General features: G+C 72.4%; 23 protein-coding genes. 5 read left to right on the forward strand and 18 right to left on the reverse strand.

All coding sequences use genetic code 11. From position 1 onward, the window contains the following. Both IF04_RS0133610 and IF04_RS0133615 read right to left on the reverse strand, forming a co-directional pair. Complete coding sequence (locus IF04_RS0133610; protein ID WP_030266835.1) at positions 1-1,191, reverse strand: acyl-CoA dehydrogenase family protein; 1,191 nt, start codon at positions 1,189-1,191, stop codon at positions 1-3. Between the two features lie 149 nt (positions 1,192-1,340). After that, positions 1,341-2,966 carry an MFS transporter gene (locus IF04_RS0133615; RefSeq protein WP_030266838.1) on the reverse strand — a complete coding sequence of 542 codons (1,626 nt, stop codon included), beginning with the start codon at positions 2,964-2,966 and terminating at the stop codon, positions 1,341-1,343. Positions 2,967-3,309: 343 nt separating this feature from the next. On the opposite strand from IF04_RS0133615, the gene IF04_RS0133620 reads away from it, so the two are divergent. Both IF04_RS0133620 and IF04_RS0133625 read left to right on the forward strand, forming a co-directional pair. Further along, complete coding sequence (locus tag IF04_RS0133620; protein ID WP_030266842.1) at positions 3,310-4,494, forward strand: glycosyltransferase family 39 protein; 1,185 nt, start codon at positions 3,310-3,312, stop codon at positions 4,492-4,494. A 341-nt stretch (positions 4,495-4,835) separates the two neighbouring features. Then, positions 4,836-5,798 (forward strand): phosphatase PAP2 family protein, encoded by a 963-nt coding sequence (locus tag IF04_RS0133625; protein ID WP_051831803.1) that lies wholly within the window; start codon positions 4,836-4,838, stop codon positions 5,796-5,798. Positions 5,799-5,919: 121 nt separating this feature from the next. Here the strand turns inward: IF04_RS0133625 and IF04_RS0133630 are convergent, their stop codons facing one another. Then, positions 5,920-6,135 (reverse strand): I78 family peptidase inhibitor, encoded by a 216-nt coding sequence (locus tag IF04_RS0133630; protein WP_030266848.1) that lies wholly within the window; start codon positions 6,133-6,135, stop codon positions 5,920-5,922. A gap of 482 nt (positions 6,136-6,617) precedes the next feature. Here IF04_RS0133630 and ctaD point away from each other — a divergent pair, with 482 nt between their 5' ends. Then, positions 6,618-8,315 (forward strand): aa3-type cytochrome oxidase subunit I, encoded by a 1,698-nt coding sequence (gene ctaD, locus IF04_RS0133635; RefSeq protein WP_030266851.1) that lies wholly within the window; start codon positions 6,618-6,620, stop codon positions 8,313-8,315. Here ctaD and IF04_RS0133640 read toward each other — a convergent pair. The 6 genes from IF04_RS0133640 to IF04_RS0133665 form a co-directional block, all read right to left on the reverse strand. Then, positions 8,284-9,240 carry a helix-turn-helix transcriptional regulator gene (locus tag IF04_RS0133640; protein ID WP_030266855.1) on the reverse strand — a complete coding sequence of 319 codons (957 nt, stop codon included), beginning with the start codon at positions 9,238-9,240 and terminating at the stop codon, positions 8,284-8,286. The two genes, ctaD and IF04_RS0133640, sit on opposite strands and share 32 nt — an antisense overlap. An 86-nt stretch (positions 9,241-9,326) precedes the next feature. Next, positions 9,327-9,497 carry a hypothetical protein gene (locus IF04_RS0133645; protein WP_030266857.1) on the reverse strand — a complete coding sequence of 57 codons (171 nt, stop codon included), beginning with the start codon at positions 9,495-9,497 and terminating at the stop codon, positions 9,327-9,329. Positions 9,498-9,587: 90 nt separating this feature from the next. Then, complete coding sequence (locus IF04_RS0133650; RefSeq protein ID WP_051831804.1) at positions 9,588-10,475, reverse strand: hypothetical protein; 888 nt, start codon at positions 10,473-10,475, stop codon at positions 9,588-9,590. Beyond that, positions 10,472-11,734, reverse strand: coding sequence for a glycosyltransferase family 4 protein (locus IF04_RS0133655; RefSeq protein ID WP_030266864.1), 1,263 nt, complete (start codon positions 11,732-11,734; stop codon positions 10,472-10,474). Before IF04_RS0133655 ends, IF04_RS0133650 begins: the two co-directional genes overlap by 4 nt. Positions 11,735-11,898: 164 nt before the next feature. Continuing rightward, on the reverse strand, positions 11,899-12,456 hold the full coding sequence (locus tag IF04_RS40030) for a transglycosylase family protein (protein WP_051831805.1): 558 nt from the start codon (positions 12,454-12,456) through the stop codon (positions 11,899-11,901). A gap of 146 nt (positions 12,457-12,602) precedes the next feature. Then, positions 12,603-13,217 (reverse strand): LysM peptidoglycan-binding domain-containing protein, encoded by a 615-nt coding sequence (locus tag IF04_RS0133665; protein ID WP_030266872.1) that lies wholly within the window; start codon positions 13,215-13,217, stop codon positions 12,603-12,605. Positions 13,218-13,783: 566 nt separating this feature from the next. Here IF04_RS0133665 and IF04_RS0133675 point away from each other — a divergent pair. Together IF04_RS0133675 and IF04_RS0133680 are read left to right on the forward strand one after the other, a co-directional pair. After that, on the forward strand, positions 13,784-14,599 hold the full coding sequence (locus tag IF04_RS0133675; protein WP_030266875.1) for a hypothetical protein: 816 nt from the start codon (positions 13,784-13,786) through the stop codon (positions 14,597-14,599). A 258-nt stretch (positions 14,600-14,857) separates the two neighbouring features. Next, positions 14,858-15,142: a hypothetical protein gene (locus IF04_RS0133680; RefSeq protein ID WP_078601155.1), complete on the forward strand. Its 285-nt coding sequence runs from the start codon at positions 14,858-14,860 to the stop codon at positions 15,140-15,142. A gap of 64 nt (positions 15,143-15,206) precedes the next feature. Here the strand turns inward: IF04_RS0133680 and der are convergent, their stop codons facing one another. The 9 genes from der to IF04_RS0133725 form a co-directional block, all read right to left on the reverse strand. Further along, a complete protein-coding gene (gene der, locus IF04_RS0133685; protein ID WP_030266879.1) occupies positions 15,207-16,676 on the reverse strand; it encodes a ribosome biogenesis GTPase Der in 1,470 nt (489 codons plus the stop codon). An 80-nt stretch (positions 16,677-16,756) separates the two neighbouring features. Next, positions 16,757-17,413, reverse strand: coding sequence for a lysophospholipid acyltransferase family protein (locus tag IF04_RS0133690; protein ID WP_030266882.1), 657 nt, complete (start codon positions 17,411-17,413; stop codon positions 16,757-16,759). Next, positions 17,410-18,135, reverse strand: coding sequence for a (d)CMP kinase (gene cmk / locus IF04_RS0133695; protein ID WP_030266884.1), 726 nt, complete (start codon positions 18,133-18,135; stop codon positions 17,410-17,412). The genes IF04_RS0133690 and cmk overlap by 4 nt, the downstream gene beginning before the upstream one ends. A gap of 145 nt (positions 18,136-18,280) precedes the next feature. After that, a complete protein-coding gene (locus tag IF04_RS0133700) occupies positions 18,281-19,366 on the reverse strand; it encodes a prephenate dehydrogenase (RefSeq protein WP_030266888.1) in 1,086 nt (361 codons plus the stop codon). Then, positions 19,363-19,725: a chorismate mutase gene (gene aroH / locus IF04_RS0133705; protein ID WP_030266891.1), complete on the reverse strand. Its 363-nt coding sequence runs from the start codon at positions 19,723-19,725 to the stop codon at positions 19,363-19,365. The genes IF04_RS0133700 and aroH overlap by 4 nt, the downstream gene beginning before the upstream one ends. Positions 19,726-19,820: 95 nt before the next feature. Then, on the reverse strand, positions 19,821-20,834 hold the full coding sequence (locus IF04_RS0133710) for an ADP-ribosylglycohydrolase family protein (protein WP_030266895.1): 1,014 nt from the start codon (positions 20,832-20,834) through the stop codon (positions 19,821-19,823). A 73-nt stretch (positions 20,835-20,907) separates the two neighbouring features. Next, complete coding sequence (locus tag IF04_RS0133715) at positions 20,908-22,005, reverse strand: pseudouridine synthase (protein WP_030266898.1); 1,098 nt, start codon at positions 22,003-22,005, stop codon at positions 20,908-20,910. An 11-nt stretch (positions 22,006-22,016) separates the two neighbouring features. Further along, positions 22,017-22,712, reverse strand: a complete 696-nt coding sequence (gene scpB / locus IF04_RS0133720; RefSeq protein ID WP_037961689.1) for an SMC-Scp complex subunit ScpB — start codon at positions 22,710-22,712, stop codon at positions 22,017-22,019. Next, positions 22,709-23,746 (reverse strand): segregation and condensation protein A, encoded by a 1,038-nt coding sequence (locus IF04_RS0133725; RefSeq protein WP_030266904.1) that lies wholly within the window; start codon positions 23,744-23,746, stop codon positions 22,709-22,711. The genes scpB and IF04_RS0133725 overlap by 4 nt, the downstream gene beginning before the upstream one ends. Between the last annotated feature and the right edge of the window lie 96 nt (positions 23,747-23,842).

Genomic DNA, 23,842 nt, shown 5'->3' on the forward strand with positions numbered 1-23,842 from the left:
TCAGCCCCGGAAGGCGTCGAGTCCCGTCAGCGCCTTGCCCAGCACCAGCTGGTGCATTTCCACGGTGCCCTCGTAGGTGAGCACCGATTCCAGGTTCGTCGCGTGCCGCATGACGGGGTACTCCAGCGAGATCCCGTTCGCGCCCAGGATCGTGCGCGACGTACGGCAGATCTCGATCGCCTCCCGCACGTTGTTGAGCTTGCCGAAGCTGACCTGCTCCGGGCGGAGCTTCCCCGCGTCCAGCCGGCGCCCCAGGTGGTGCGCGAGCAGGACGCCCTTGTGCAGCTCCACGGCCATGTCGGCGAGCTTGCCCTGGGTGAGCTGGAAGCCGCCGATCGGCTTGCCGAACTGCTCGCGGGTCTTCGCGTACTCCAGCGCCGCGTCGAAGCTGGCGCGGGCCGCGCCCATCGCGCCCCAGACGATGCCGTACCGGGCGTGGCTGAGGCAGCTCAGCGGGCCGCGCAGCCCGGTGACCTCGGGAAGCACCGCGTCGGCGGGCAGCCGTACGTCGTCCAGGACCAGCTCGCTGGTGACCGAGGCGCGCAGCGACCACTTGTGCTTGATCTCGGGGGCCGAGAAGCCGGGGGCGTCGGTGGGCACGACGAAGCCGCGCACGCCGTCCTCCGTCTGCGCCCAGACCACCGCGACGCCGGCCACCGAGCCGTTGGTGATCCACATCTTGCGGCCGTTGAGGACCCAGTCGGAGCCGTCGCGCTTGGCGTGGGTACGCATGTTCGCGGGGTCGGAGCCGTGGTCGGGCTCGGTCAGGCCGAAGCAGCCGATGATCTCGCCGGCCGCCATCTTCGGGAGCCACTGCTGCTTCTGCTCCTCGGAGCCGAAGCGCCAGATCGCGTACATGGCGAGCGAGCCCTGCACGGAGACCAGCGAGCGGATGCCGGAGTCGGCGGCCTCCAGCTCCAGGCAGGCCAGGCCGTACTGGACGGCGGAGGCGCCGGCGCAGCCGTAGCCGGTGAGCGACATGCCGAGCGCGCCGATGGAGCCGAGCTCGCGGGCCAGCTCGCGGATGCCGGGCAGCTCGCCGTCCTCGTACCACTGGGCGATGTGCGGCAGCACGCGGTCGGCGGCCCACTGGCGGACCGTGTCGCGTACGGCGAGGTCCTCGTCGGTGAGCAGGTCGTCGATGCCCAGCGGGTCGGCCGGGTCGAAGGGCGGCAGGGTGGATGCGGACATGAGGATGTGCCTCCTGCGGCTGCGCGAAAAACTAGCAGTGGTAGTTATTGCTCACGGCAGACGTTACGACGCGCGCGGGCGCGCCACAAGAGGGCCCGCGACCGGGCCCGCACAGGAAGGAGGCGGCGCTCAGCGCCCGGAGGCGGCGCTCAGCGCCCGGAGGCCGCAGGGGCCGGCTCGGCATCGTGGCCCGGGCCCGGCGCTTCCCCGTCGGCGCGCTCCGCCGCGTCGGCGGCCCGCCGCGGCAGCCGCAGTGCTATCGCCGCGCCGATGAGCAGCAGTACCGCGCTGGCCACGAGGGTGACGTGCAGACCGTGCACGAAGGAGGCGCGGGCCGCCTCGCGCAGCGCGTGCCGCGCGTGCGCCCCGAGGCCGCCGGCGACCTGGTACGCCTCGCCGAGCGAGTGCCCGGCCGCACGGCTCGCGCGGTGCGGCACCCCGGCGACGCGGTGCAGGCCGGGCGCGTAGACGGCGTTCATGACGCTGCCGAGCACGGCCACGCCGATGCCCGCGCCGAGCTGGTAGGAGGTCTCGCCGATGGCCGCCGCTCCCCCGGACGCCTCGGCGGGCGCCTCGCTGAGCATCGACTCGTACGCGCCGAAGAGCGTGGACTGGAAGCCGAAGCCGAGCAGGACGAAGCCGGCGGAGAGCTGCCAGGGGTGGTCCTGCGTGCCCAGCGCGGTCAGGCACAGCACCGCGACGGCGGTGAGCACGAAGCCCGCCGAGACCATCACGCGCGGGCCGAGCGCCTGCAGCATCCGCGAGCCGGTGAGCCCGGCCGCCATCGCCGCGAAGACCAGCGGCAGCATCCGCAGCCCGGTCTCCAGGGGGGTCATGCCGAGCACGAGCTGGAGGTACTGCACGGCTATGAGCTGCAGTCCGACCAGGGCCAGCATCGCCAGCACGATGCAGCCGACGGACGTGCCGAAGGCCGGGCGGGCGAAGAGCCGCATGTCGATCAGGGGGTGCTCACGGCGTCGCTGCCGGTGCACGAAGAGGGCCAGCAGCAGCGCCCCGACCAGCATCGGACAGAGCGTCGTCCAGCCGACGACATGCTCCCCGCTGCCGATCTGCTTCACGCCGAATACCAGGCCGAGCACGCCGAGCGCCGCGATGACCGCGCCGAGGACGTCCCAGGGGCCGTTCCGCTCGCCCCGGGACTCCGGCAGCAGCCAGCGGCCGACCAGCAGCATCACGGCCATCATCGGGATGTTGATGAGGAAGACCGAGCCCCACCAGAAGTTCTCGACGAGGAAGCCGCCGAGCACCGGGCCGACGGCCGCGCCGACCGCGGCGACCGCGCTCCACACGCCGATGGCCACGGCCCGCTCGCGCCGGTCGGGGAAGACCTGGCGCAGGATCGACAGCGTCGCGGGCATGATCATCGCGCCGCCGACGCCGAGCAGCGCCCTGGCCACGATGAGGATCTGTGGATTGGGGGCCAGCGCGGCGGCGGCCGAGGCGATCGCGAAGAGTCCGTAACCGAAGAGCAGTATCCGGCGTCTGCCGACTCTGTCGCCGAGCGTCCCGAAGAGGATCAGCAGGGACGCCGCGATGAGCGGATAGACGTCGACGACCCAGAGCAGTTCGACCGGGCCCGGTCGCAGGTCCTCGGTGACGGCCGGCACGGCGACGTAGAGGATCGTCGTGTCGAGGGCGACGAACAGCAGGCTGACGCAGAGCACGATCAGCACGGTCCAGCGGTTCGCGCCGCCGCCGCGATGCCGGGTGACACCAGTCGTCCGCTTCTTGCCGGACGTGGTCGTCCCGGACATGTACGCACCTCCTGTCGAGCACTCGCAGCCGCGCACGACGGCACGACGAACACCCCGGGGGAACCGGCGGCACGGGCGAGTTGTGGAGAAAGCCTACGCGAGTCGCCGGGCGGGACACATGGCTCACCTCACGATGAGATGCTCATCGCAAGGGCCGGGTGTTCTCATACCCACTGGACAGGGCACTGGCTACCATTCGCCGCCGACTCCTTCGGGGGACCTTCGCACCCCCTGCAAGGGAGCGGGACGACCCCCGCTGTCACGCACCGGCGCACTCCCGGCGCCCGCCCCCGATCCGGCCATCGTGCCGCCAGGACCCCCGGCCACCTGGATAATCGGATTGATGACCGATCTCGCTTTCTCCGCCACCGCGGATCCGGCCGCGGCAGGCAGAGGCGCCGGGGCCGCGCTGCGCCGTGCCGCGCCCGCCCTGGCGGCGTACGCGGCGATCCGCCTGCTGGGCCTCGTGGTCCTCGCCGTCTGGTCGGCGGCGGCCGGCAAGGACTGGCAGACGCTCCTCTCCGCCCGCTGGGACTCGCTCTGGTACACCCGCGTCGCCGAGCAGGGCTACGGCTACGCCGTCCAGCTGCCCGGCGGCGAGGTGCACTCCAATCTCGCCTTCTTCCCGCTGCTGCCGTGGCTGGAGCGCGGCCTCTCGGCGCTGCTGCCGCTGTCGGCGGCCGGCGCCGGGCTGCTGGTCAGCGCGGCCGCCTCGGTGGCCGCCGCGTGGGCGCTGTACGCCACGGGCGAGCGGCTGAACGGCCCGCGGGCCGGGGTGGCGCTGGCCGCGCTGTGGGCGGCGGTCCCGATAGGCATCGTGCAGTCGATGGCGTACTCGGAGGCGCTCTTCACCGCGCTCGCGGCCTGGGCGCTGTACGCCGTACTGACCGGCCGCTGGGTGTGGGCGGGCGTGCTGACGTCGCTGGCCGGGCTGACCCGGCCGGTGGGCGCCGCGGTCGTCGCGGCCGTGTGGGCCGCCGCGGCGCTCCACCTGTGGCGCGAGCGGTCCCGCGAGGGCCGGGTGGCCTGGCGGCAGCACGGCCGGCTGCTCGCAGGGGTGGTGCTCGCCCCGCTCGGCTGGTGCGGCTTCTTCCTGTGGGTGGCCGCCCGCGAGGGCAGCCTCACCGGCTACCTCGACGTCCAGGCGGGCTGGAACAACGGCTTCGACGGCGGCCTCGCCTTCGCCGCCTTCACCTGGCGGCTGCTGACGGGCCCGGCGTGGCCCGCCGCGCTCGCGCTGATCGTGGGCGTCGCCGCGGTGCTCTGGCTGTACGCGCTCGGCGTCCGGCAGGGGCGGCCGGTGCCGCTGCTGGTCTACGGCGGCCTGGTCCTGGGGCTGGCCCTGACCGCCAAGGGCTACTTCGGGTCCAAGCCGCGGCTGATGCTGCCGGCGTACCCGCTGCTGCTGCCGCCCGCCGCCGCGCTGGCCCGGTGGCGCCCCCGGTACGCCGCCGCGGCCCTCGGCGTCCTCGCGGCGGGCTCGGCGGTGTACGGCGCGATCTGGCTGAACGGCTCGGGCCCGCCGTGACCCCGTGCTGAACGGCTCTCGCCCAGCGTGACCGCGGGCGGTCCGGTGAACACATCGTGCCGCCCCGGGAAATGCGCGATAAACACGGCCGGGGAAATGCATTCAGTCTCTTGGACGCGCGGCCACACGGATGCCCTGCGGCCGAAAGAGCGATTTAGTGAATTCTCTTGGCAGGGCCCTGGCGAATGGCTTGTTTGAGACGCATTCCACATCACATCGTCATTACAAAGCGGACGGTTTGACCAAGCGCCTACATCACACGCGGTAACGTCGATTGAGTGCGTACCGATGAGAAGCCCGACCAGAGGGAAGGGCACCCGAGCGAGCGCGCCCGGCCGTATATGACGCGAACACGCCACTGGCTGTTCGGCGGCACCGTGGCGGTCTATGCGGCGATCGTGCTCGGCGTGCTGACGACTTCCTGGCTGGTCACCCTCGACTGGCAGGTCATGCTGTTCAGGCCGTACAAGCAATGGCCCGACATCCACGCCTTCCTCGACTACTTCGTGGTGCTGGGCCAGCGCGGCCCCACCGCGGTCGCGGTCGGCGCGTGGCTGGTCTGGCGCTGCTGGCGGCAGAAGAACCTCCACCCGATGCTGGTGCTGGGCGTCGCCCTGCTGATGCTCAATGTCACCGTGGGTGCCGCGAAGATCGGCATGGGTCGGCTCGGTCCGCACTACGCGACCGCCATCGGCACCAATGAGATGTGGCTCGGCGGCGATATATTTCCGTCCGGACACACCGCGAACGCCGTGGTCACCTGGGGCGTGCTGGCCTATCTGGCGACCACCCCGCTGCGCCGCAGGATCCTTTCGGTGATCGCCGCGCTCGGCGCGCTCGGCGTCGGCATGACGACTGTGTACCTCGGTACCCACTGGGTCAGCGATGTGCTGCTGGGCTGGGCCGCCGGCCTCCTGGTCATGCTCGCGCTCCCCTGGTGCGAGCCGGGCATGGCCTGGGCCGAGGCCCGGCTGATGGCGGCCCTGTGGGGGCTGCGGGACCGGCTGGGCGGCGCGGCACGGCCGCTCCCGGTACCGGCGAGCCCGGCGGGCGTCACCGCCGGCGTCTCCCGTCAGCGTGCGGTCGCCGAGGACGGTGTCCTGGTCCGCGAGCCGGCGGTGGCCGGCGGACGGCAGGGCCGGTCCCCGGACACCTGGCCGCACCACCCCGCCCGCCCGCACACCACCCGCTCGGAGCGCACTCCCGTCACCCCCACGGGCAGCCGAAGACCGCCGCACGCGGACCGCGCCCCGCGCACCGCACCGGTCACCACGACCGTCCGCGGCCGCTCGCAGGGCAGCTGACACGGCAGACGTGTGGGGACGGTACGCACACCCCCGCACAGCACGGCCCCGGCGGCTCCACTCAGGAGCCGGCCGGGGCCGTCGTCGTACGGGAAGTACCGGGGGGAGAAGCGCGGGCCGCTCAGCCCTTCCAGGACTTACTCACGGTGCCGTCCTGCACCTCGAAGTTCAGCCGGCCCGCCAGGTACTCCATGGTGATGATCGCGCCGGGCGGCAGCGACCTGACGGTGCTCCAGCCGCGCGCGCGGGCCTGTTCCTCGGCCTGCTGCTGCTCCAGACCGACATAGGTCTCGAGGTCGTCGTCCGGGTCTTTCGGAAGGTTCGGTACTGGCGCCATGGCGCCACCGTATGCCTCTCCCGCGGTGCACGGAAGGGCCTTCCTGACACACCGGAGTGTTCCCGGGGTCCGGCATTGGTCACACTTCTGTCACAGCCCGTCGCGGCCGGTTTAGCGCCACTTCCGTCACCCGAACGAGCCGCCCCGGTATCACTTCGGCAACGGAAAAAACCGGCCCGATTTCCCCTCATCGGTTTCTGCGAACCGACCCGCGCAACTCCCGTCACACCCCGGAAATCAATCGCCCGACGGCCTCGCATTCCCCTTACCCGATACGCAATATCGGGCGTCCCGTAATCCGCCGACGACGCACACTCCGCTCACATTTCCCGCACATCCCGCGGCGGCGGGGAGCGGCCGACGCCCCCTCGCGCGAAGGCCGTTGGGGCGCGCATCATGAGGCGAGCTCCAGTACGTCCTGCCGTCGGGGCGCGCCCTCGGTCACGCCCTGGTACGCCCTGTCGACGAACGAGGTGGCGCGGATGGGAACAGTGGCACAGGAGGCGAGCACCGGACCCGTCGCGGTCCGCCGCCCTGGCAAGGCCGTGGTCGACTGGCTGACGACGACGGACCACAAGAAGATCGGCCATCTCTACCTGGTCACGGCGTTCGGCTTCTTCCTCTTCGGCGGGGTGCTGGCGCTGGTGATGCGCGCCGAGCTGGCCCGGCCCGGGATGCAGCTCGTCACGAACGAGGAGTTCAACCAGGCGTTCACGCTGCACGGCACGATCATGCTGCTGCTCTTCGCCACCCCGGCCTTCGCGGGCTTCGCCAACGAGATCATGCCGCTGCAGATCGGGGCGCCCGACGTGGCGTTCCCCCGGCTGAACATGCTCTCGTACTGGTTCTTCCTCTTCGGCGGACTCATCGTGATCGGTTCGCTGCTCACCCCGACCGGCGGGGCCGCCTTCGGCTGGACCGCCTACGCGCCGCTGAACTCCATGGTCCGCTCCCCCGGCATCGGACACGACCTGTGGATCATGGGCCTGGCGCTGTCCGGCTTCGGCACGATCCTGGGCGCGGTGAACTTCCTGACCACGATCATCGGGATGCGGGCGCCGGGCATGACGATGTTCCGGATGCCGATCTTCACCTGGAACGTGCTCTTCACCTCGATCCTCGTCCTGCTCGCCTTCCCCGTACTCGCCGCGTCGCTGCTGGTGCTGGAGGCGGACCGGCGGTTCGGCTCGGTGGTCTTCGACTCGGAGTGGGGCGGAGCGCTGCTGTGGCAGCACCTCTTCTGGTTCTTCGGCCATCCCGAGGTCTACATCATTGCGCTGCCGTTCTTCGGCATCGTCACCGAGATCATCCCGGTCTTCTCCCGGAAACCGATCTTCGGGTACACCATGCTGGTCGCCGCGACGATGGTGATCACCGCCCTGTCGCTGATGGTCTGGGCGCACCACATGTTCGCCACCGGGGCCGTGCTGCTGCCGTTCTTCTCGTTCATGTCGTTCCTGATCGCGGTGCCGACGGGCGTGAAGTTCTTCAACTGGATCGGCACGATGTGGCACGGCTCGCTGTCCTTCGAGACGCCGATGCTGTGGTCGGTCGGCTTCCTGGTGAGCTTCCTGTTCGGCGGGCTGACCGGGGTGATCCTGGCGTCGCCGCCGCTGGACTTCCACGTGACCGACACCTACTTCGTGGTGGCCCACTTCCACTACGTCGTCTTCGGCACAGTGGTGTTCGCGACGTTCGCGGGCTTCTATTTCTGGTGGCCCAAGTTCACCGGCAAGCTGCTCGACGAGCGGCTGGGGAAGATCCACTTCTGGACGCTCTTCGTCGGCTTCCACACCACCTTCCTCGTCCAGCACTGGCTGGGCGTGGAGGGGATGCCGCGCCGGTACGCCGACTACCTCGCGGCCGACGGCTTCACGGCGCTCAACACCGTCTCCTCCATCGGCGCGTTCCTGCTGGGCGCCTCCACCCTGCCGTTCCTCTACAACGTCTGGAAGACGGCCAAGTACGCGCCGAAGGTGGGCGTGGACGATCCGTGGGGCTACGGCCGCTCCCTGGAGTGGGCCACCTCCTCGCCCCCGCCGCGGCACAACTTCCTCACCATGCCGAAGATCCGCTCCGAGTCCCCGGCCTTCGACCTGCACCACCCGGCGACGGCGCGCAGCGAACTGACCGAGGAGGACGCGCGGCTCAGGCCGACGCCCGGGACAACCGGTCCCTGATCTCCCGTATCCGCTCCAGGAGTTCGGGCGGCTCGCGGACCTCGAAGTCGAAGCCGGTCATCATCAGGAACACGACCAGCGCGTCCGGGTTCGCCGCGCCGACCCGCAGCAGGCAGGTACGGCCGTCCACCGCCTCCAGCGTCCCGGCCGTGGGCGAGATGCGCTGCGCTGCCTCCTCCAGCGGCGCGTGCAGCAGGACGGTCGCGGACACCGCGTACACGGCTCTGGAGACGCCTTCGGACACATAGGCGGCCAGGTCCTCGGCGGGCGGGGTACGGGGCGCCACGCGCGGTCCGTGCGGCGGGGTGGGGGTGATCCGGTCGGCGCGGAAGGTGCGCCAGTCCTCGCGTCCGGTGTCCCAGGCGACGAGGTACCAGCGGCGCTGGGCGCTGACCAGACGGTGCGGCTCGACGGTGCGGCGGCTGACCGTGCCGTCGTGCGACGCGTACTCGAAGCGCAGCTGCTGACTGTCCCGGCAGGCGGCGGCCAGTTCGGTGAGCACGGCGGCGTCCACGCGCGGCCCCGCGCCGCTCACCAGGGGGACGGTGAAGGTGTTCAGGGTGGAGACGCGGCGCCGCAGCCGGGCCGGGAGCACCTGCTCCAGCTTGGCGAGCGCGCGGACGGAGGTCTCCTCGATGCCCGCGACGCCGCCGGCCGCCGCGGTGCGCAGCCCGATCGCGACCGCCACGGCCTCCTCGTCGTCCAGCAGCAGCGGCGGGAGCTCGGCACCCGCACCCAGCTGATAGCCCCCGGCGGTGCCGGGGGCCGAGTGCACGGGATAACCGAGCTCCCGCAGCCTTTCGATGTCACGCCGTACCGTGCGGGGCGTCACGCCCAGCCGGTCGGCGAGGTCGGCGCCGGACCATTCGCGGTGTGCCTGCAGCAGTGAGAGCAGGCGGAGCAGGCGTGCCGAGGTCTCCAACATGCGCCAGATTCTGGTAGCAGTTGCGGACAGCCACGGTCCGGAACGGCGGCTCCGCCCGCGCCGCCGTCAACGGTTCACGCGCGCCGCTACCAGCGGTACCAGCGCGCCCGGCCGCCTCCTGCGCCGGTCGAACGGAACAGGAAGCCCAGCAGCCATACGACGAGCACTGCCACCGCGATCCACCACAGTGCCTTGAGTGCGAAACCGGCGCCGAAGAGGATCAACGCGAGCAGCAGGACCAACAGAACAGGAACCATGATGTGCACCTCCGCCATCCGGGTGCCCCATTTGTCATGGGTCAATCCGGGAGGTGTGAGGCCGGGGGACGCGGGGCGTCCCTCGGTGGTTCAGGAATGCTCCTGCGGCCCCACGACCTTGACCGACAGGTCGTTGTCGACCGTGAAGTACGGGCCGACGCGGACCTGTGCGCCGGGCGCCGCGATCGGCATCGCCGGGTAGGTGAAGATCTGCTTCTTGTCCGGTACGTCGTCCAGGATGCGGGAGATCCGCACCGGCTCGGCGACCTCGCCGGTCCGCACCCACAGGTCCCACCGCTCGGTGCCGGCCCGCCACTGCTCGGCCAGCGGGCCGTGCGGCAGGACGAAGGCGAAGTCCGGCCCGTCGCCGCGCAGCGGGATCGTGACCGTGTGCCCGTCCCGCCGGGCGCGCGCCTCGGCGGCCGCGCCGGGCTCCAGCGCGGCGCCGTAGAGCCGCCCCTGGACGGTGATGCCGTCGGGCGCCACGGTGATCTCGCCGGACTCCGCGTGCGGGCCGCGCAGCCAGCTGCGCAGCGCGAGATTGCCGTACTTGGTGGCGTACGGGATCCGGACGCCGAGCCGGCCGATGGCGGCCAGCGGGCGCCGGTCGACCAGCGACCGCAGGTCGTTCAGGCCGGGCAGCAGGCGCTGCGGGTCCCCGGCGTCGCCGAGGTCGGCATAGACGTTCCAGCGGCCCTCGGCCAGCGCGACCGTGCTGGGCAGCACGGCCCGCAGCCGGCCCGCGCCGTTCGGCCCGAGCGGCAGCCGGATCTCGTCGGCCGGGGGCTCGCCGCCGCGCAGCCGGAGCACGAGTGCCGCGCCCCAGACCGTGCCGGCGTCCTCGCCGGCCGCGCCGGGAACGGCGATGTCGAAGGTCAGGCCGCCCGCGGAGTCCGCGATGCAGTCGGCGCGCAGGGCGATTCGCTGCGGCGGCCGGGTGCCGGTGCCGGTGGCGGGCAGTTGCGTCGACGCGCTCATACCGTCCGCACTCCTCTCACTGCGGCGCGCGCCGCGTCCTTGGTGGCGTAGGCGCCGCTCAGCAAAGCTCCTCTGGTGCGGTGGACCGTTGCGCGCAGTCCGCCCCGCCCACCGCCGGTGGTGGTCAGGTCGCCGAAGAGCGCTTCGTACCGTCCCGCGATCCGTCCGGGATCGAAGCGGGCGGAGGACACCAGGGCGGCCCGACCCATGCGCTGCCGCCGCTCGTCGTCGTTGATCAGCTCCAGCAGCGCGCTCGCGATGGCGTCCTTCTTTCCGACCGGTACCAGCCGGCCGTCCACGCCGTCGTCGATGATCTCGCCGGGACCGAGCGGGCAGTTGGTGGAGACCACCGGCAGCCCGCACCGCATCGCCTCCACAATCGTCATCCCGAAGGACTCCAGCCGGGAAGTGACGACCGCGATGGAGCCCTTGGCCCACTCCGGGTCGAGCGGGCTCGCCGGGCCCATCAGATAGATGTGGTTGTACAGGCCAAGCTCGTCGATCAGGGCGCGCAGCGCGGCCTTCTCGGCACCGCCGCCGTAGATCCGCAGCCGCCAGTCCGGGCGCTGCTCGACGACCGTGGCGAAGGCCCGGATCAGCAGGTCGTACCGTTTCACCTTGTCCAGCCGACCGGCCGCGACGACCCATTTGCCGGTGCCGTCGGCGGGCCTGATGCCGGGCTCGGGCACGCTGTTGGGCACCGCTTCGATGCGTACGCCGGGCAGCCGCAGCCGCTTGCGGTAGGAGCGGGCGTCCGCCTCGGTCACCGTGGTCACCGCGTCCAGCCGTGGGTAGACCGCGCGCAGCCGCCGGACGAGCGCCCTGCCGTGCGAATCGAGAGTGAGGTGCTCCTGTCCCACGCGTGCCACGCCACGGCGGGCCTGCCGGGCGATGTGGACGTTCAGCCCGGGCCGGGTCCCCACCACGACGTCGGCCTCCAGCGACCGCAGATGAGCCGCGATCCGCCGGTCGGTGAGCGCGCTGTACTGCCGGAAGCGGCCCTCGGCCCGCGGGAAGATCCGGGCCTCGTGCAGGAAGGCGGGGTCCTCCCCGTCGTAGTCGGGGCTGTCCTTGCGGAGGTCCACCAGATGCCGCAGCCTGACTCGCGCCCCGGGCTCGAACACCGGCGCGTCACGGTGCCGGAAGACGGACACGATCTCGACGTCGTGCTGCTCCGACAGCGTGTCGGCGAGGTTGTACGTCGTCCGGATCGTGCCGCCGATGCCGTATGCGTTGTGAATCAGGAATGAGATATGCATCCGTCCCCGTATCCCATGGTTTTCGCGCGAACGTGGCCTGCCGTCCGCCTACCAAACGGTTAGACCGCCGTTGGAGGTTTCGGGTTGGGTGCTTTCGCTATTTTGTTCCGGAAACGTGAGCAAATCGGTAGCCACGATCGGGAACCTCGGGCCACCGATCCGCATCAGGGATGAGTACGGGGGCCCGGTTCGCCCGTCGCGGGTACCCCGGCCCGCAGCCCGTAACGCCGCGCGCAGGCCGGCCAGGCGCCCCAGCCCTGCTGGTCCACCACCCGCTCGGCGACCTTGATCTGCTCCTCCCGGGTGGCCAGGTCCGGCCGCGGCGCGAAGGACAGCCCGCCGGCCGCCTCCCACGTCGACTGCGTGAACTGCAGCCCGCCGTACAGGCCGTTGCCGGTACGGGCATTCCAGTCACCGCCGCTCTCGCACTGGGCCATGCAGCCCCACGGCCAGTCGTCGCGGGAGCAGTCCGCCGCGCCGAGCACGGTCCGCGTCACCGTGCCCAGCGCCCCCGTCAGCCCGCCGGCGGACCGGGGCTCCCGGGGGCCGTCGGCGGCCGCGCCCACCCCCGCGCTCCCCGCCAGCAGGGCCGCCAGTACCGCGAGCGTGAGCGCGGGCCTGCGGGCGGTACGGACAACGGTGCGCGCGCGGCGCTCCGTACGGGGCGGCCGCGGACGGGCCGCCGCACCAAGGCGCGGGAAGAACTCCGACAGTTCGAGCACCGCCGCAGGCTAGCGGCGGTCCGCCGGACCGGCCGCGCGGCACGCGCCCGAAGGCCCGTGCCCCACCCGGTCGGGTGACCGGGCGGGGCACGCCGCCACCGTGGAGCCGCGGGAACGGGGGACGCGCGGACCCTGGCGGCCGGGGATCAGACCGTGAGGTGCTGGCCTGGCTTGATCATGTGCGGATCGCCGCCGATGACGGACTTGTTGGCGGCGTACAGCGTCCGCCAGGAGACACCCTTGGCCGCGGCGATGGAGCCGAGCGTGTCGCCGCTGCGCACGGTGTACTTGCCGCCCTTGCCGCCCCGGGCGCTGCCGCGGTCGGCGTGGCTGCCGCGCACCGCGCGGTTCTCGGCCTTACGGGATGCCGAGACCTCGCCGCCGCCGACCGCCGGCGCGCCGCCGGAGGCGTTCGCCTTGACCGAGCAGACCGGCCAGGCACCCCACCCCTGGGTCTGCTGCACCTTGGTCGCGACCGCGATCTGCGCGTCGCGGCCCGCCTGGTGCGCGCTCGGCGCGTACTTGTGGCCGCCGAACGCCCGCCAGGTGGAGGCGGAGAACTGCAGTCCGCCGTAGTAGCCGTTGCCGGTGCTGATGTGCCAGTTCCCACCGCTCTCGCAGGCGGCGATGCGGTCCCAGACCCCGCCGTCCGCGGCGCGCGCCTCGGAGGCGGTGGCGGCCAGCAGTGCGAGCGGGGCGACCAGCGCCGCCCCGGCCAGGGCAGCGGTTTCACGACGCATGAAGCCCTTCGGAAAAGGCATGGATTTCCCTCTCGGAGAACCCGGGTCCTCCCCCGGGCGGCGCGCCGCCGGGCGGGTGTCCCGCCCGTTCGCCGCTCCGCCCCGCCCGCCGCGGGTCCTGCGCCGCGCCGCTCCGCGCGTCTCGTGGGGCGCGGCGCTGCGCTGGTACGTACTGCCGTGCTGCGGTACTGCCGGTCATGGACGGCGGGCGTCCCCGGGCGGTGCTCGGTGCACACGGCCGCTGAATGTAGGAACCCCGGGGGCCCGGCCACAACCAATCCACTGTCGCGGCAGGCCAGTCGTGCGTTACTAAAGGTACCGACGAGTTCCGGTCACCCCCTACATTCCGCGATATCGGTATTTGTCGGCCCGACGATCTCCTGGCCTGTGAGCCACCTCACCCGAATCCGAAACGTGGCTCGCACACGCGGTGGCGTGGAGTGACGGCTTCCGGGTCGGCGTTCACGGTGTGCGCCGATCGGTTCGATTCCGTTCGCGCCCGCGCGTGACTCCTGCCACAGATCGCCCGTTGTCTTGTTACACGCCGGGATCCGCCCGGCAGCCGCACACAGATCGAGGAGTCAGCCGTGCCCCGCATGCTCGACGTCAGTGCCGACGTCCGCGCCGAGATCGGCGACGAGGAGGCCGACCGCCTGCTGGCCGGCGACAACGCCCCCGGCGCTTACGACTGCACCTCCTGCCGCACCCCGGGCGACAGCGAACAGGAGCCCACCAGCACCGTCCTGTTCATCGGCGAGGAGACCGCCGTCCTGGCGTTCGCCCACGCCACCTGCATCCCCTCCCAGGTCGTCACGGTGGCCGAGGAGCAGCTCAAGGGCGCCGTCCGCTCCATCACCGGCGAGGCCCCCGCCGACGCCCCGGCGGGCCCGCCCGCGCCGCGCTCCGCCGGCGGGCCGACGCCGGCCCCGCGCCAGGCGACCCTCGGCGTGACCTGCGGCCTGGTCCTGGTCGAGGGCGATCTGCGGCCCGCGCTCGTGGTGGAGCCGAGCGGTCCGATCACCCGCCCCGGCTCGGTCGGTCTCGACGACGATTTCCTGCCGCTGCTGCAGGAGCAGGGCTTCCACACGGTCGCGGACGTGGCCGTGCTGCCGGGCGGCGGGACGGGCTGGTCCGTGCTGCTCGCCATGGGCCAGCTGCACGCCGTGCTGCAGGACAGCGGCGAGAGCGGCGGTCAGAACGCCTGGTGGAAGGCGCACCAGCCGCTCCCGGTCTCGGACGGCTGGCGCGCCGCGGTCAACAAGTCCCGGACGGTGGTGGTGTACGCGGCGCCGCACGGCTCGATCGGCCAGCAGCCGCGCGAGGACCTGATGCGCGAGGCGCTGGAGAAGGCCGCGGCACAGGGAAAGCTGGTCGCCATGAGCATGCCGCTGGCCGGCACCTGAACCGCCGTCCGGCGGGCCCACGGGCGGCCGTTCCCCATGGGGGGCGGCCGCCCGTCCGCGTACGGATGTCCGAGGCGTCACCGCGCAGACGGCGCGGACCCCACGGCTGCGGGCTTCCGGGCCCCGCAGAAGTGCGCGTATGCCCGCGATCAACCGATTCGCCACCAAAGGCCGCATCCCGCGGGGCTTCGGGTCGTTGGCACAGACGTGCACCCATACGACCCGTCCCCCCGCGCCCCGTTCCACTCCATCCCCGGCATGCGCCCGTCGTACGAGCCCGCCGCGCACCACACCGAGCGTGGTTCGGCCACGCCGATCTACGACGCGCTCTACGCCGAGTACCGCCGCTCCTTCCGGGCCCTGCCCGGGGACCGTACGGGCGAGGACGAGCTGAGCCCGGAGGTGCTGCGGCGGATCTGGCGGCGCAGCACGCCCGCGGCGGCCGGCCGCCGCGAGGTGCCGCTGCCCCCGCAGCACTCCCGGGGCCACGCCCCGGCCGCGCTGCCTCCGGCGTCGCGCGACAACCGCCCGTACCACCACTGAGTACGCAACGGGCCCGCCCGCACCGCATCCGGTGCGAGCGGGCCCGTCCCGCTGTTACTGCTGCTTACTTCTTCCGGCCGCGCTTCTCGCGGACCCGCACCGAGATGTGGATCGGGGTCCCGTCGAAGCCGAACTCCTCGCGCAGCCGGCGCTCGACGAAGCGGCGGTAGCCGGCCTCCAGGAAGCCGGAGGCGAAGAGCACGAAGCGGGGCGGCTTGGTGCCGGCCTGCGTGCCGAAGAGGATGCGCGGCTGCTTGCCGCCGCGGACCGGGTGCGGGTGGGAGGCCACGATCTCGCCGAGGAAGGCGTTCAGGCGGCCGGTCGGCACCCGGGTCTCCCAGCCGGCGAGCGCGGTCTCGATGGCCGGCACGAGCTTCTCCATGTGCCGTCCGGTACGCGCCGAGACGTTGACCCGCATCGCCCACGGGATCTGCACGAGGTCGCGCTCGATCTCCCGCTCCAGATAGAAGCGGCGCTCCTCGTCGAGCTGGTCCCACTTGTTGTACGCGATGACCAGCGCGCGGCCCGCCTCGACGGCCATGGTGATGATCCGCTGGTCCTGCACGCTGATCGACTCGCTCGCGTCGATGAGAACGACCGCGACCTCGGCCTTCTCCACGGCGGCCGCCGTGCGCAGCGAGGCGTAGTAGTCGGCGCCCTCCTGGAGGTGGACGCGCTTGCGGATGCCCGCGGTGTCCACGAACTTCCAGGTCTTGCCGCCGAGCTCGATCAGCTCGTCGACCGGGTCGCGGGTGGTGCCGGCCATCTCGTTGACGACCACCCGCTCCTCGCCGGCGACCTTGTTCAGCAGGGAGGACTTGCCGACGTTGGGGCGGCCGATGAGCGCGATGCGGCGCGGGCCGCCCATGGCTGCGCCGAAGGTCTGCTGCGGCGCCTCGGGCAGCGCGTCCAGCGCGGCGTCCAGCAGATCGCCGGTGCCGCGGCCGTGCAGGGCCGAGACCGGGTACGGCTCGCCGAGGCCGAGCGACCACAGCATGGCCGCGTCCGCCTCGCCGGAGGGGCCGTCGACCTTGTTGGCGCACAGCACGACCGGCTTGCCGGCCCGGCGCAGCAGCTTCACGACGGCCTCGTCGGTGTCGGTCGCGCCGACCTTGGCGTCCACGACGAAGACCACCGCGTCGGCGGCCTCGATCGCGAACTCCGCCTGCGCGGCGACGGACGCGTCGATGCCGAGCACGTCCTGCTCCCAGCCGCCGGTGTCGACGACCTTGAAGCGGCGGCCGTTCCAGTCCGCCTCGTAGGTGACGCGGTCGCGGGTGACGCCCGGCTTGTCCTCGACCACGGCCTCGCGGCGGCCGATGAAGCGGTTCACGAGAGTCGACTTGCCGACATTCGGGCGGCCGACGACGGCGAGGACGGGCAGCGGGCCGTGGCCGGCCGCCGCGATGTCGCCCTCGACCTCGGCCAGGTCGAAGCCCTCCTGCGCGGCGAGCTCCATGAACTCCGCGTACTCGGCGTCGCCCAGCGCGCCGTGCTCGACGTGCTCGTCGCCGGTGGGGATCTGGTCGTTCATGAAGTCCGTTCCTCGTTCTGCGTGGTCGATGGGCCGTGTCGGCCGCGGCACCGGCCTTCGTACGGCCGGTGGGTGCGGCGTCAGCGGCCGGTGAAGCGCCTGGCCTCGGCCAGGTGGGCGGTCAGCCGCTCCTGGATGCGTACGGTCGCCTCGTCCAGCGCCTTCCGCGTCCGCCGCCCGCTGCCGTCGCCCGCCTGGAAAGCATCGCCGAAGACGACGTCGACACGGCCGCGCAGCGGCGGCAGTGCCGGTATCGCCCGGCCCGCCCGCTCCGCGCTGCCGAGCACCGCGACCGGCACGATCGGCGCCCCCGAGCGTACGGCGAAATACGCCAGCCCGGCGCGGAGCGACGCGAAGTCGCCCTCGCCGCGGGTGCCCTCCGGGAAGATCCCGAGGACGCCACCGCGCTCCAGGACGCCCAGCGCGTCGGTGATCGCGGTCCGGTCGGTGCCCGTCCGGTCGACCTTCAGCTGCCCGATGCCGCGCAGGAAGGGGTCCAGCGGCCCGGCGAAGGCTTCCTTCTTGACCAGGAAATGCACCGGCCGGGGCGCGGTGCCCATGATCATGGGGCCGTCGATGTTGTGGGCGTGGTTGCCCGCGAGGATCACCGGGCCCGCCGCCGGCACCCGCCAGGAGCCCAGCACCCGCGGCCGCCACAGCCCGTACATCAGGCCGATGCCGATCCGCCGCCCGATCGCGGCACCGCCGGCGCTCGGCAGCCGGTCGGAGTCGGTCACGCGGCGCTCTTCTCCGCGATCTTCGCCTCGATGAGGGTGACCACGCACTCGATGACCTGCTCCAGGGTCAGGTCTGTGGTGTCCACCTCGACCGCGTCGTCGGCCTTGGCCAGCGGCGAGGTCTTGCGGGAGGAGTCGGCGGCGTCGCGCTTGATCAGCGCCTCGCGGGTGGCGGCCAGGTCGGTGGCCTCCTTGCCCTTGAGCTCACCGCTGCGCCGGGCGGCACGCGCCTCGGGCGAGGCGGTGAGGAAGATCTTCAGGTCGGCGTCGGGCAGGACGGTGGTACCGATGTCCCGGCCCTCGACGACGATGCCGCGCTCGGCGGAGCCGGCGATGGTCCGCTGCAGGTCCGTGATCAGGCTGCGCACCTCGGGGACGGCGCTGACGGCGCTGACCGCGGAGGTGACCTCCTTCGTACGGATCGGGCCCGCGGCGTCCTGGCCGTCGACCGTGATCGTCGGCGCCGACGGGTCGGTGCCGGAGACGATCGCGGGCTTGGCGGCGGCCGTGGCGATGGCGGTCGGGTCCTGGATGTCGACGCCGTTGGACAGCATCCACCAGGTGATCGCGCGGTACTGGGCACCGGTGTCCAGGTAGCTCAGCGCCAGCTTGGCGGCGACCGCCTTGGACGTGCTGGACTTGCCCGTGCCGGAGGGGCCGTCGATGGCGACAATCACTGCTGCCGGGGCGGTCCGGGCGGCGGTTTCCACGGTGACGAACACCTTTCCTTGTGCACGGGGCGGGGATCCTGCGGCCGAATGTGGCCTCGGACAAGGTTACCGGGTACACGCAGACACGTTTTCCCCCCAGGGGCGTGGGGGGTTTGTGACTCTTCCCGCGGCGCGTCCATGGCTCTTCCCGCGGCGCCTACTGGCGGATGGACCAGCCGCGCTCGCGGAGCGCCGCGGTCAGCACCGGCACCGCTGACGGCTCGACCGTGAGCTGGATGAAGCCCGCCTGCTGGCCGGTCGCGTGCTCGATGCGGACGTCCTCGATGTTGACGCCCGCCTGCCCGGCGTCCGCGAAGATCCGCGCCAGCTCGCCCGGCTGGTCACCGATGTGCACGGCCACGATCTCGTACGCGGCGGGAGCGGCGCCGTGCTTGCCCGGCACCCGCTCGCGGCCCGCGTTGCCGCGCCGCAGCACGTCCTCGATGCCGCCGGCGCCTGCGCCGCGCTTGGCCTCGTCGGCGGACTGCAGCCCGCGCAGCGCCTGCACCGTCTCGTCCAGGTCCGCCGCGATCTCGGACAGCACGTCCGCGACCGGCCCCGGATTCGCCGAGAGGATGTCGATCCACATGGCGGGGTCCGAGGCGGCGATCCGGGTCACATCGCGGATGCCCTGGCCACAGAGCCGTACGGCGGTCTCGTCGGCGCCCCGCAGCCGCGCCGCGACCATGCTGGAGACCAGCTGGGGCGTGTGGCTGACCAGGGCGACCGCGCGGTCGTGCGCGTCGGCGTCCATGACGACCGGGACGGCCCGGCACAGCGCGACGAGCTCCAGCGCGAGGTTGAGCACCTCGGTGTCGCCGTCGCGGGTCGGCGTGAGCACCCACGGCCGGCCCTCGAAGAGGTCGGCGGTCGCGGCCAGCGGCCCGGAGCGCTCCTTGCCCGCCATGGGGTGCGTACCGATGTACGGGGTGAGGTCCAGGCCGAGCGCCTCCAGCTCGCGCCGCGGACCGGCCTTGACGCTGGCCACGTCCAGATACGCACGGGCCACGCCGCGCCGCATCGCGTCCGCCAGCGCCGCCGCGACGTGCGCGGGCGGCACCGCCACGATCGCGAGGTCGACCGGGCCCTCGGGCTCCTCCACGGTCCCCGCGCCGAGCGCCGCCGCCGTACGGGCCTGCGCCGCGTCGTGGTCGGCGAGGTGCACCCGCACGCCGCGGGCGCTCAGGGCCAGCGCTGCGGAGGTGCCGATCAGACCCGTGCCGATGACGATCGCGGTCCTCACTGGGCGATGTCCTTCCGCAGCGCGCCCGCAGCGCCGAGGTAGACGTGCGCGATCTCGGCCTTGCTGAGGTCGCTCTCCACGTGCGCCAGGATCCGCACCACGCGGGGCATGGCCCCGGCGATCTCCAGCTCCTGCGCGCAGATCAGCGGGACGTCGGTGATGCCCAGCTTGCGGGCCGCCACGGCGGGGAAGTCGCTGTGCAGATCGGGCGTGGCCGTGAACCACACGCTGATCAGGTCGTCCGGCACGAGGCTGTTGCGCTCCAGGATGGCGGTCAGCAGCTCGGACACCTGCTCATGCATGTGCTCCGCTTCGTCCCGCTCCAGCTGAACGGCCCCTCGGACCGCACGTACCGCCACGTTCTGCTCCTCGTACTCGTACAACCACCGACCTGATCAGCGTATCGAGACCCACTGACAGTCGCTGCGCGCGCCCGCCCTGCGAGACGGCCGTCTCAGTCCCAGAGCCGGCCGAAGGCGAGCAGTTCGTCGCGGTGCTCGATGCGGTCCACCCAGGCCGCGGGCCAGGCGTCGGCGCCGAGGTGGGCACCGGCGAAGGCGCCCGCCAGGCAGGCGATGGAGTCGGAGTCGCCGGCGGTGACGGCGCCGCGGCGCAGGGCCGTGACGGGCTCCTCGGGGAAGAGGAGGAAGCAGAGCAGGGCGGTGGCCAGGGCCTCCTCGGCGATCCAGCCCTCGCCGGTGGCCAGGCAGGGGTCGGCCTCCGGGTCGGGGTTGCGCAGGGCCGCGTCGAGGCGGTCGAGGACCCCGAGGCAGTCGTCCCAGCCGCGCGCGATGAAGGATTCGGGTGACGGGTCCTGAGCGTGCTTCCACAGGTCGCCGAGCCAGTCGCTGCGGTAGACCGTGCGCTGGTCCTGGGCGTACGTGCGCAGGAGGGCGGGGAGGTCGGCGGGGCGGGCGCCCTGGGCCAGGGCGTGGATCGCGTACGCCGTGAGGTCGCTGGCCGCGAGGCCGGTGGGGTGGCCGTGGGTGAGGGCGGACTGGAGCTGGGCGGCGCCGGCGCGCTGGTCCACGGTGAGGCCGGGGGCGAGGCCGATGGGGGCCACGCGCATGTTCGCGCCGCAGCCCTTGGAGCCGACCTGGCTCGCCTCCGTCCAGGGGAGGCCAGGCTCGCTCAGCAGGCGGCAGGCGGTCAGGCAGGTGTTGCCGGGGGCGCGGTTGTTGTCCGGGGAGCGCCACCAGGTGACGTACTCGCCGCGTACGGGCGGTTCGAGGGTCGCGGCGTCGAGGGGGCCGCGCTCCATGGCCGTACGGAGGCCGCGGGCGAGCGCGAGCGTCATCTGGGTGTCGTCGGTGATGTACGCGGGCGTGGGCAGGTCGAGCCCGCGCCACGGGCCGTACGCGGCCTCGATCGCCGGCACGCTCTTGAACTCGGTCGGATAGCCGAGCGCGTCACCGAGTGCGAGGCCGATGAGCGAGCCGGTCGCGGCCGTGGACACCACGGATGCCATAGAAGAACCACCCCTTAATCGTCATGGTGACATTAAGGGGTGGCTCGTCACTCTTGCAAGCTCGCGGTCCCGCTTACAGATCGACCTCGCGCATCAGCATGCCGACCTCGGTGTTGGTGAGGCGACGCAGCCAGCCGGACTTCTGGTCGCCGAGCGAGATCGGCCCGAAGGAGGTCCGGACGAGCTTCTCGACCGGGAAGCCGGCCTCGGCGAGCATCCGGCGCACGATGTGCTTGCGGCCCTCGTGCAGCGTGACCTCGACGAGGTAGTTCTTGCCGGTCTGCTGCACGACCCGGAAGTGGTCGGCGCGCGCGTACCCGTCCTCCAGCTGGATGCCGTCCTTGAGCATCTTGCCGATCTCGCGCGGCAGCGGGCCCTGGATGGCGGCGAGGTAGGTCTTCTGCACGCCGTACCGCGGGTGGGTCAGGCGGTGCGCCAGCTCACCGTGGTTGGTGAGCAGGATGATGCCCTCGGTCTCCGTGTCGAGACGGCCCACGTGGAAGAGCCGGGTCTCGCGGTTGGTGACGTAGTCGCCCAGGCACTGGCGGCCGTCGGGGTCCTCCATGGTGGAGACGACGCCGGCCGGCTTGTTCAGCGCGAAGAAGAGGTAGGACTGGGTGGCGACGGTCAGGCCGTCCACCTTGATCTCGTCCTTCTCCGGGTCGACGCGGACGCCCTGCTCGGTGACGATCTTGCCGTTCACCTCGACGCGGGCGTCGTCGATCAGCTCCTCACAGGCACGCCGCGAGCCCATGCCCGCGCGGGCCAGCACCTTCTGGAGCCGCTCGCCCTCCTGGTCCCCGAAGGTCTTGGGGGTCTTGATCTGAGGCTTGTCGTACCGGGCGCGGTTGCGCTCCTCGATCTTCGCGTCCAGCTCGCGGGGGCGGGCCGGCGCGGAGCCACGGCCGCGGGAGCCCTTGGCGCCCTTGCCCTCCTGGCTCCGGGGGCTGGCCTTCGGGCCGCCCTTGGCGCCGCCGCGGGCCGCCGCGCCGCGTCCCTTGCGGGGCCCGTCACCGGGGCCGCCCGAGCCGGAGCCGGAACCGCCCACGTCGTAGCGGCGCTCCTCGGGACGCGGCTTCCCCGCGCGCTTCTGCTTGTCGTCGCGCTGATTGCCCGCGCCCCGGTAGTTGCCCCTACCGCCGCCGCTGCTGTTCCTGCCGCTGCTTCGCATCAATGATCCGTCTAGTTCGTCTGACCCGTGTGGGAGTCGCCGTTGTCGTCTACGTCGAACGACGGCACACCTTCCCGGGAGTCGCCCTCGACCGCGTCCGCCTCGGGGAGGAACGGGGCGAGCTCGGGGAGCTCGTCCAGGCCCCGCAGGCCCATCCGCTCCAGAAAGTAGTTCGTCGTCCTGTACAGGATCGCACCTGTTTCGCCTTCCGTGCCCGCCTCCTCGACCAGACCGCGCTGCAGGAGGGTGCGCATCACGCCGTCGCAGTTGACACCGCGCACGGCCGAGACCCGGGACCGGCTGACCGGTTGACGGTACGCGACCACGGCCAGAGTCTCCAATGCGGCCTGCGTCAGCCGGGCCTGCTGGCCGTCCAGGACGAAGCTCTCGACGGCGTCCGCGTACTCCGGGCGGGTGTAGAACCGCCAGCCGCCGGCGACGAGGCGCAGGTCGAAGCCGCGGCCCTGGCGGGTGTAGTCGTCCGACAGTTCGCGCAGCGCGATCGCCACGTCGCGGCGGCGGCGCTGCAGCACCTTGGCGAGGTGCTCCTCGGTGGCGGGCTCGTCGACGACCATGAGGACGGCCTCGAGTGCGGGCTTCAGGTCCAGCGCCGCGACCCCGAGGGCGCCGGCCGGCCCTTCGGGGGGCTCGGGGGCCTGCGCCTCAGGGAGGTCGTACGTCTCTTCGGCGGTGCCGGGCTCGGTCACGCTGTCTCCTTCTCGGTCTTCCCCTCGGCCGGCGGCTCCGGCGGCCGGTCGAACTCGTCCGTGACCACCGGCTCCGCGCCGTCCTCCGTACCCGCCCAGCGGACGGTCAGCTCCCCCAGCGCCTCGGGCTGGTCGAGGGCGACCGCGCGCTCCCGGTACAGCTCCAGCAGCGCCAGGAAGCGCGCGACGACCGTGAGCGTGTCCGGCGCGTCCTCGGTCAGCTCCTGGAAGGACGCCTCGCCCGCCGCGCGCAGCCGCGCCACCATCACCTCGGCCTGTTCCCGGACGCTGACCAGCGGTGCGTGGATGTGGTCGACGTACACCTGGGGCTTGGCCTTGGGCTGCATCGCCTTCACGGCGAGCCTGGCGAAGCCCTCGGCGCCGATGCTGATGACGACCTCGGGCAGCAGCTCGGCGTGGTGCGGTTCGAGCCCGACGGTACGCGGGTACCGGCGCGCCTCGTCCGCCAGGCGGCGGCTGAAGATGTCGGCGACCTCCTTGTACGCGCGGTACTGGAGCAGCCGCGCGAAGAGCAGGTCGCGCGCCTCCAGGAGCGCGAGGTCCGCCTCGTCCTCGACCTCGGCGGCGGGCAGCAGCCGCGCGGCCTTCAGGTCCAGCAGGGTCGCCGCGACGACCAGGAACTCCGTCGTCTGGTCCAGGTCCCAGTCCGGCCCCATGGCCCGGATGTGCGCCATGAACTCGTCGGTGACCTGCGAGAGCGCGATCTCGGTGACGTCCAGCTTGTGCTTGGAGATCAGCTGCAGGAGGAGGTCGAAGGGGCCCTCGAAGTTCTCCAGGTGGAGGGTGAACTTTCCGTCACCGGTGACGGTGGCGTCCGCGGGCTCGGCGGGCCCGGGCACCTCGGGGGCCGCCTCGGGCTCCGGTACGGCTTCCGGTGCCGGCTCCGGTACGGCCGCGTCCGGCTCCGGAGGCGGCGCGGCGGCCTCCGGCTCGGGTTCCGGGTCCGTGCCCGGGCCATGGCCCAAGGTGCGGCGCGAGGCGCGCGGGGCGGGGTCGTCGTGGGTCGTCGGCATCGTGGTCCATACGCTGCGGTCCCGTGCCGCGCGCGGCGCCGGGCTGGTCACCGGCGGGCGGCGCCCACCGGTGCCGGAAGGCTAACCCGCCGGGGC

The sequence above is a fragment of the Streptomyces violens genome (genome assembly GCF_000717745.1).
GTDB lineage: Bacteria > Actinomycetota > Actinomycetes > Streptomycetales > Streptomycetaceae > Streptomyces > Streptomyces violens.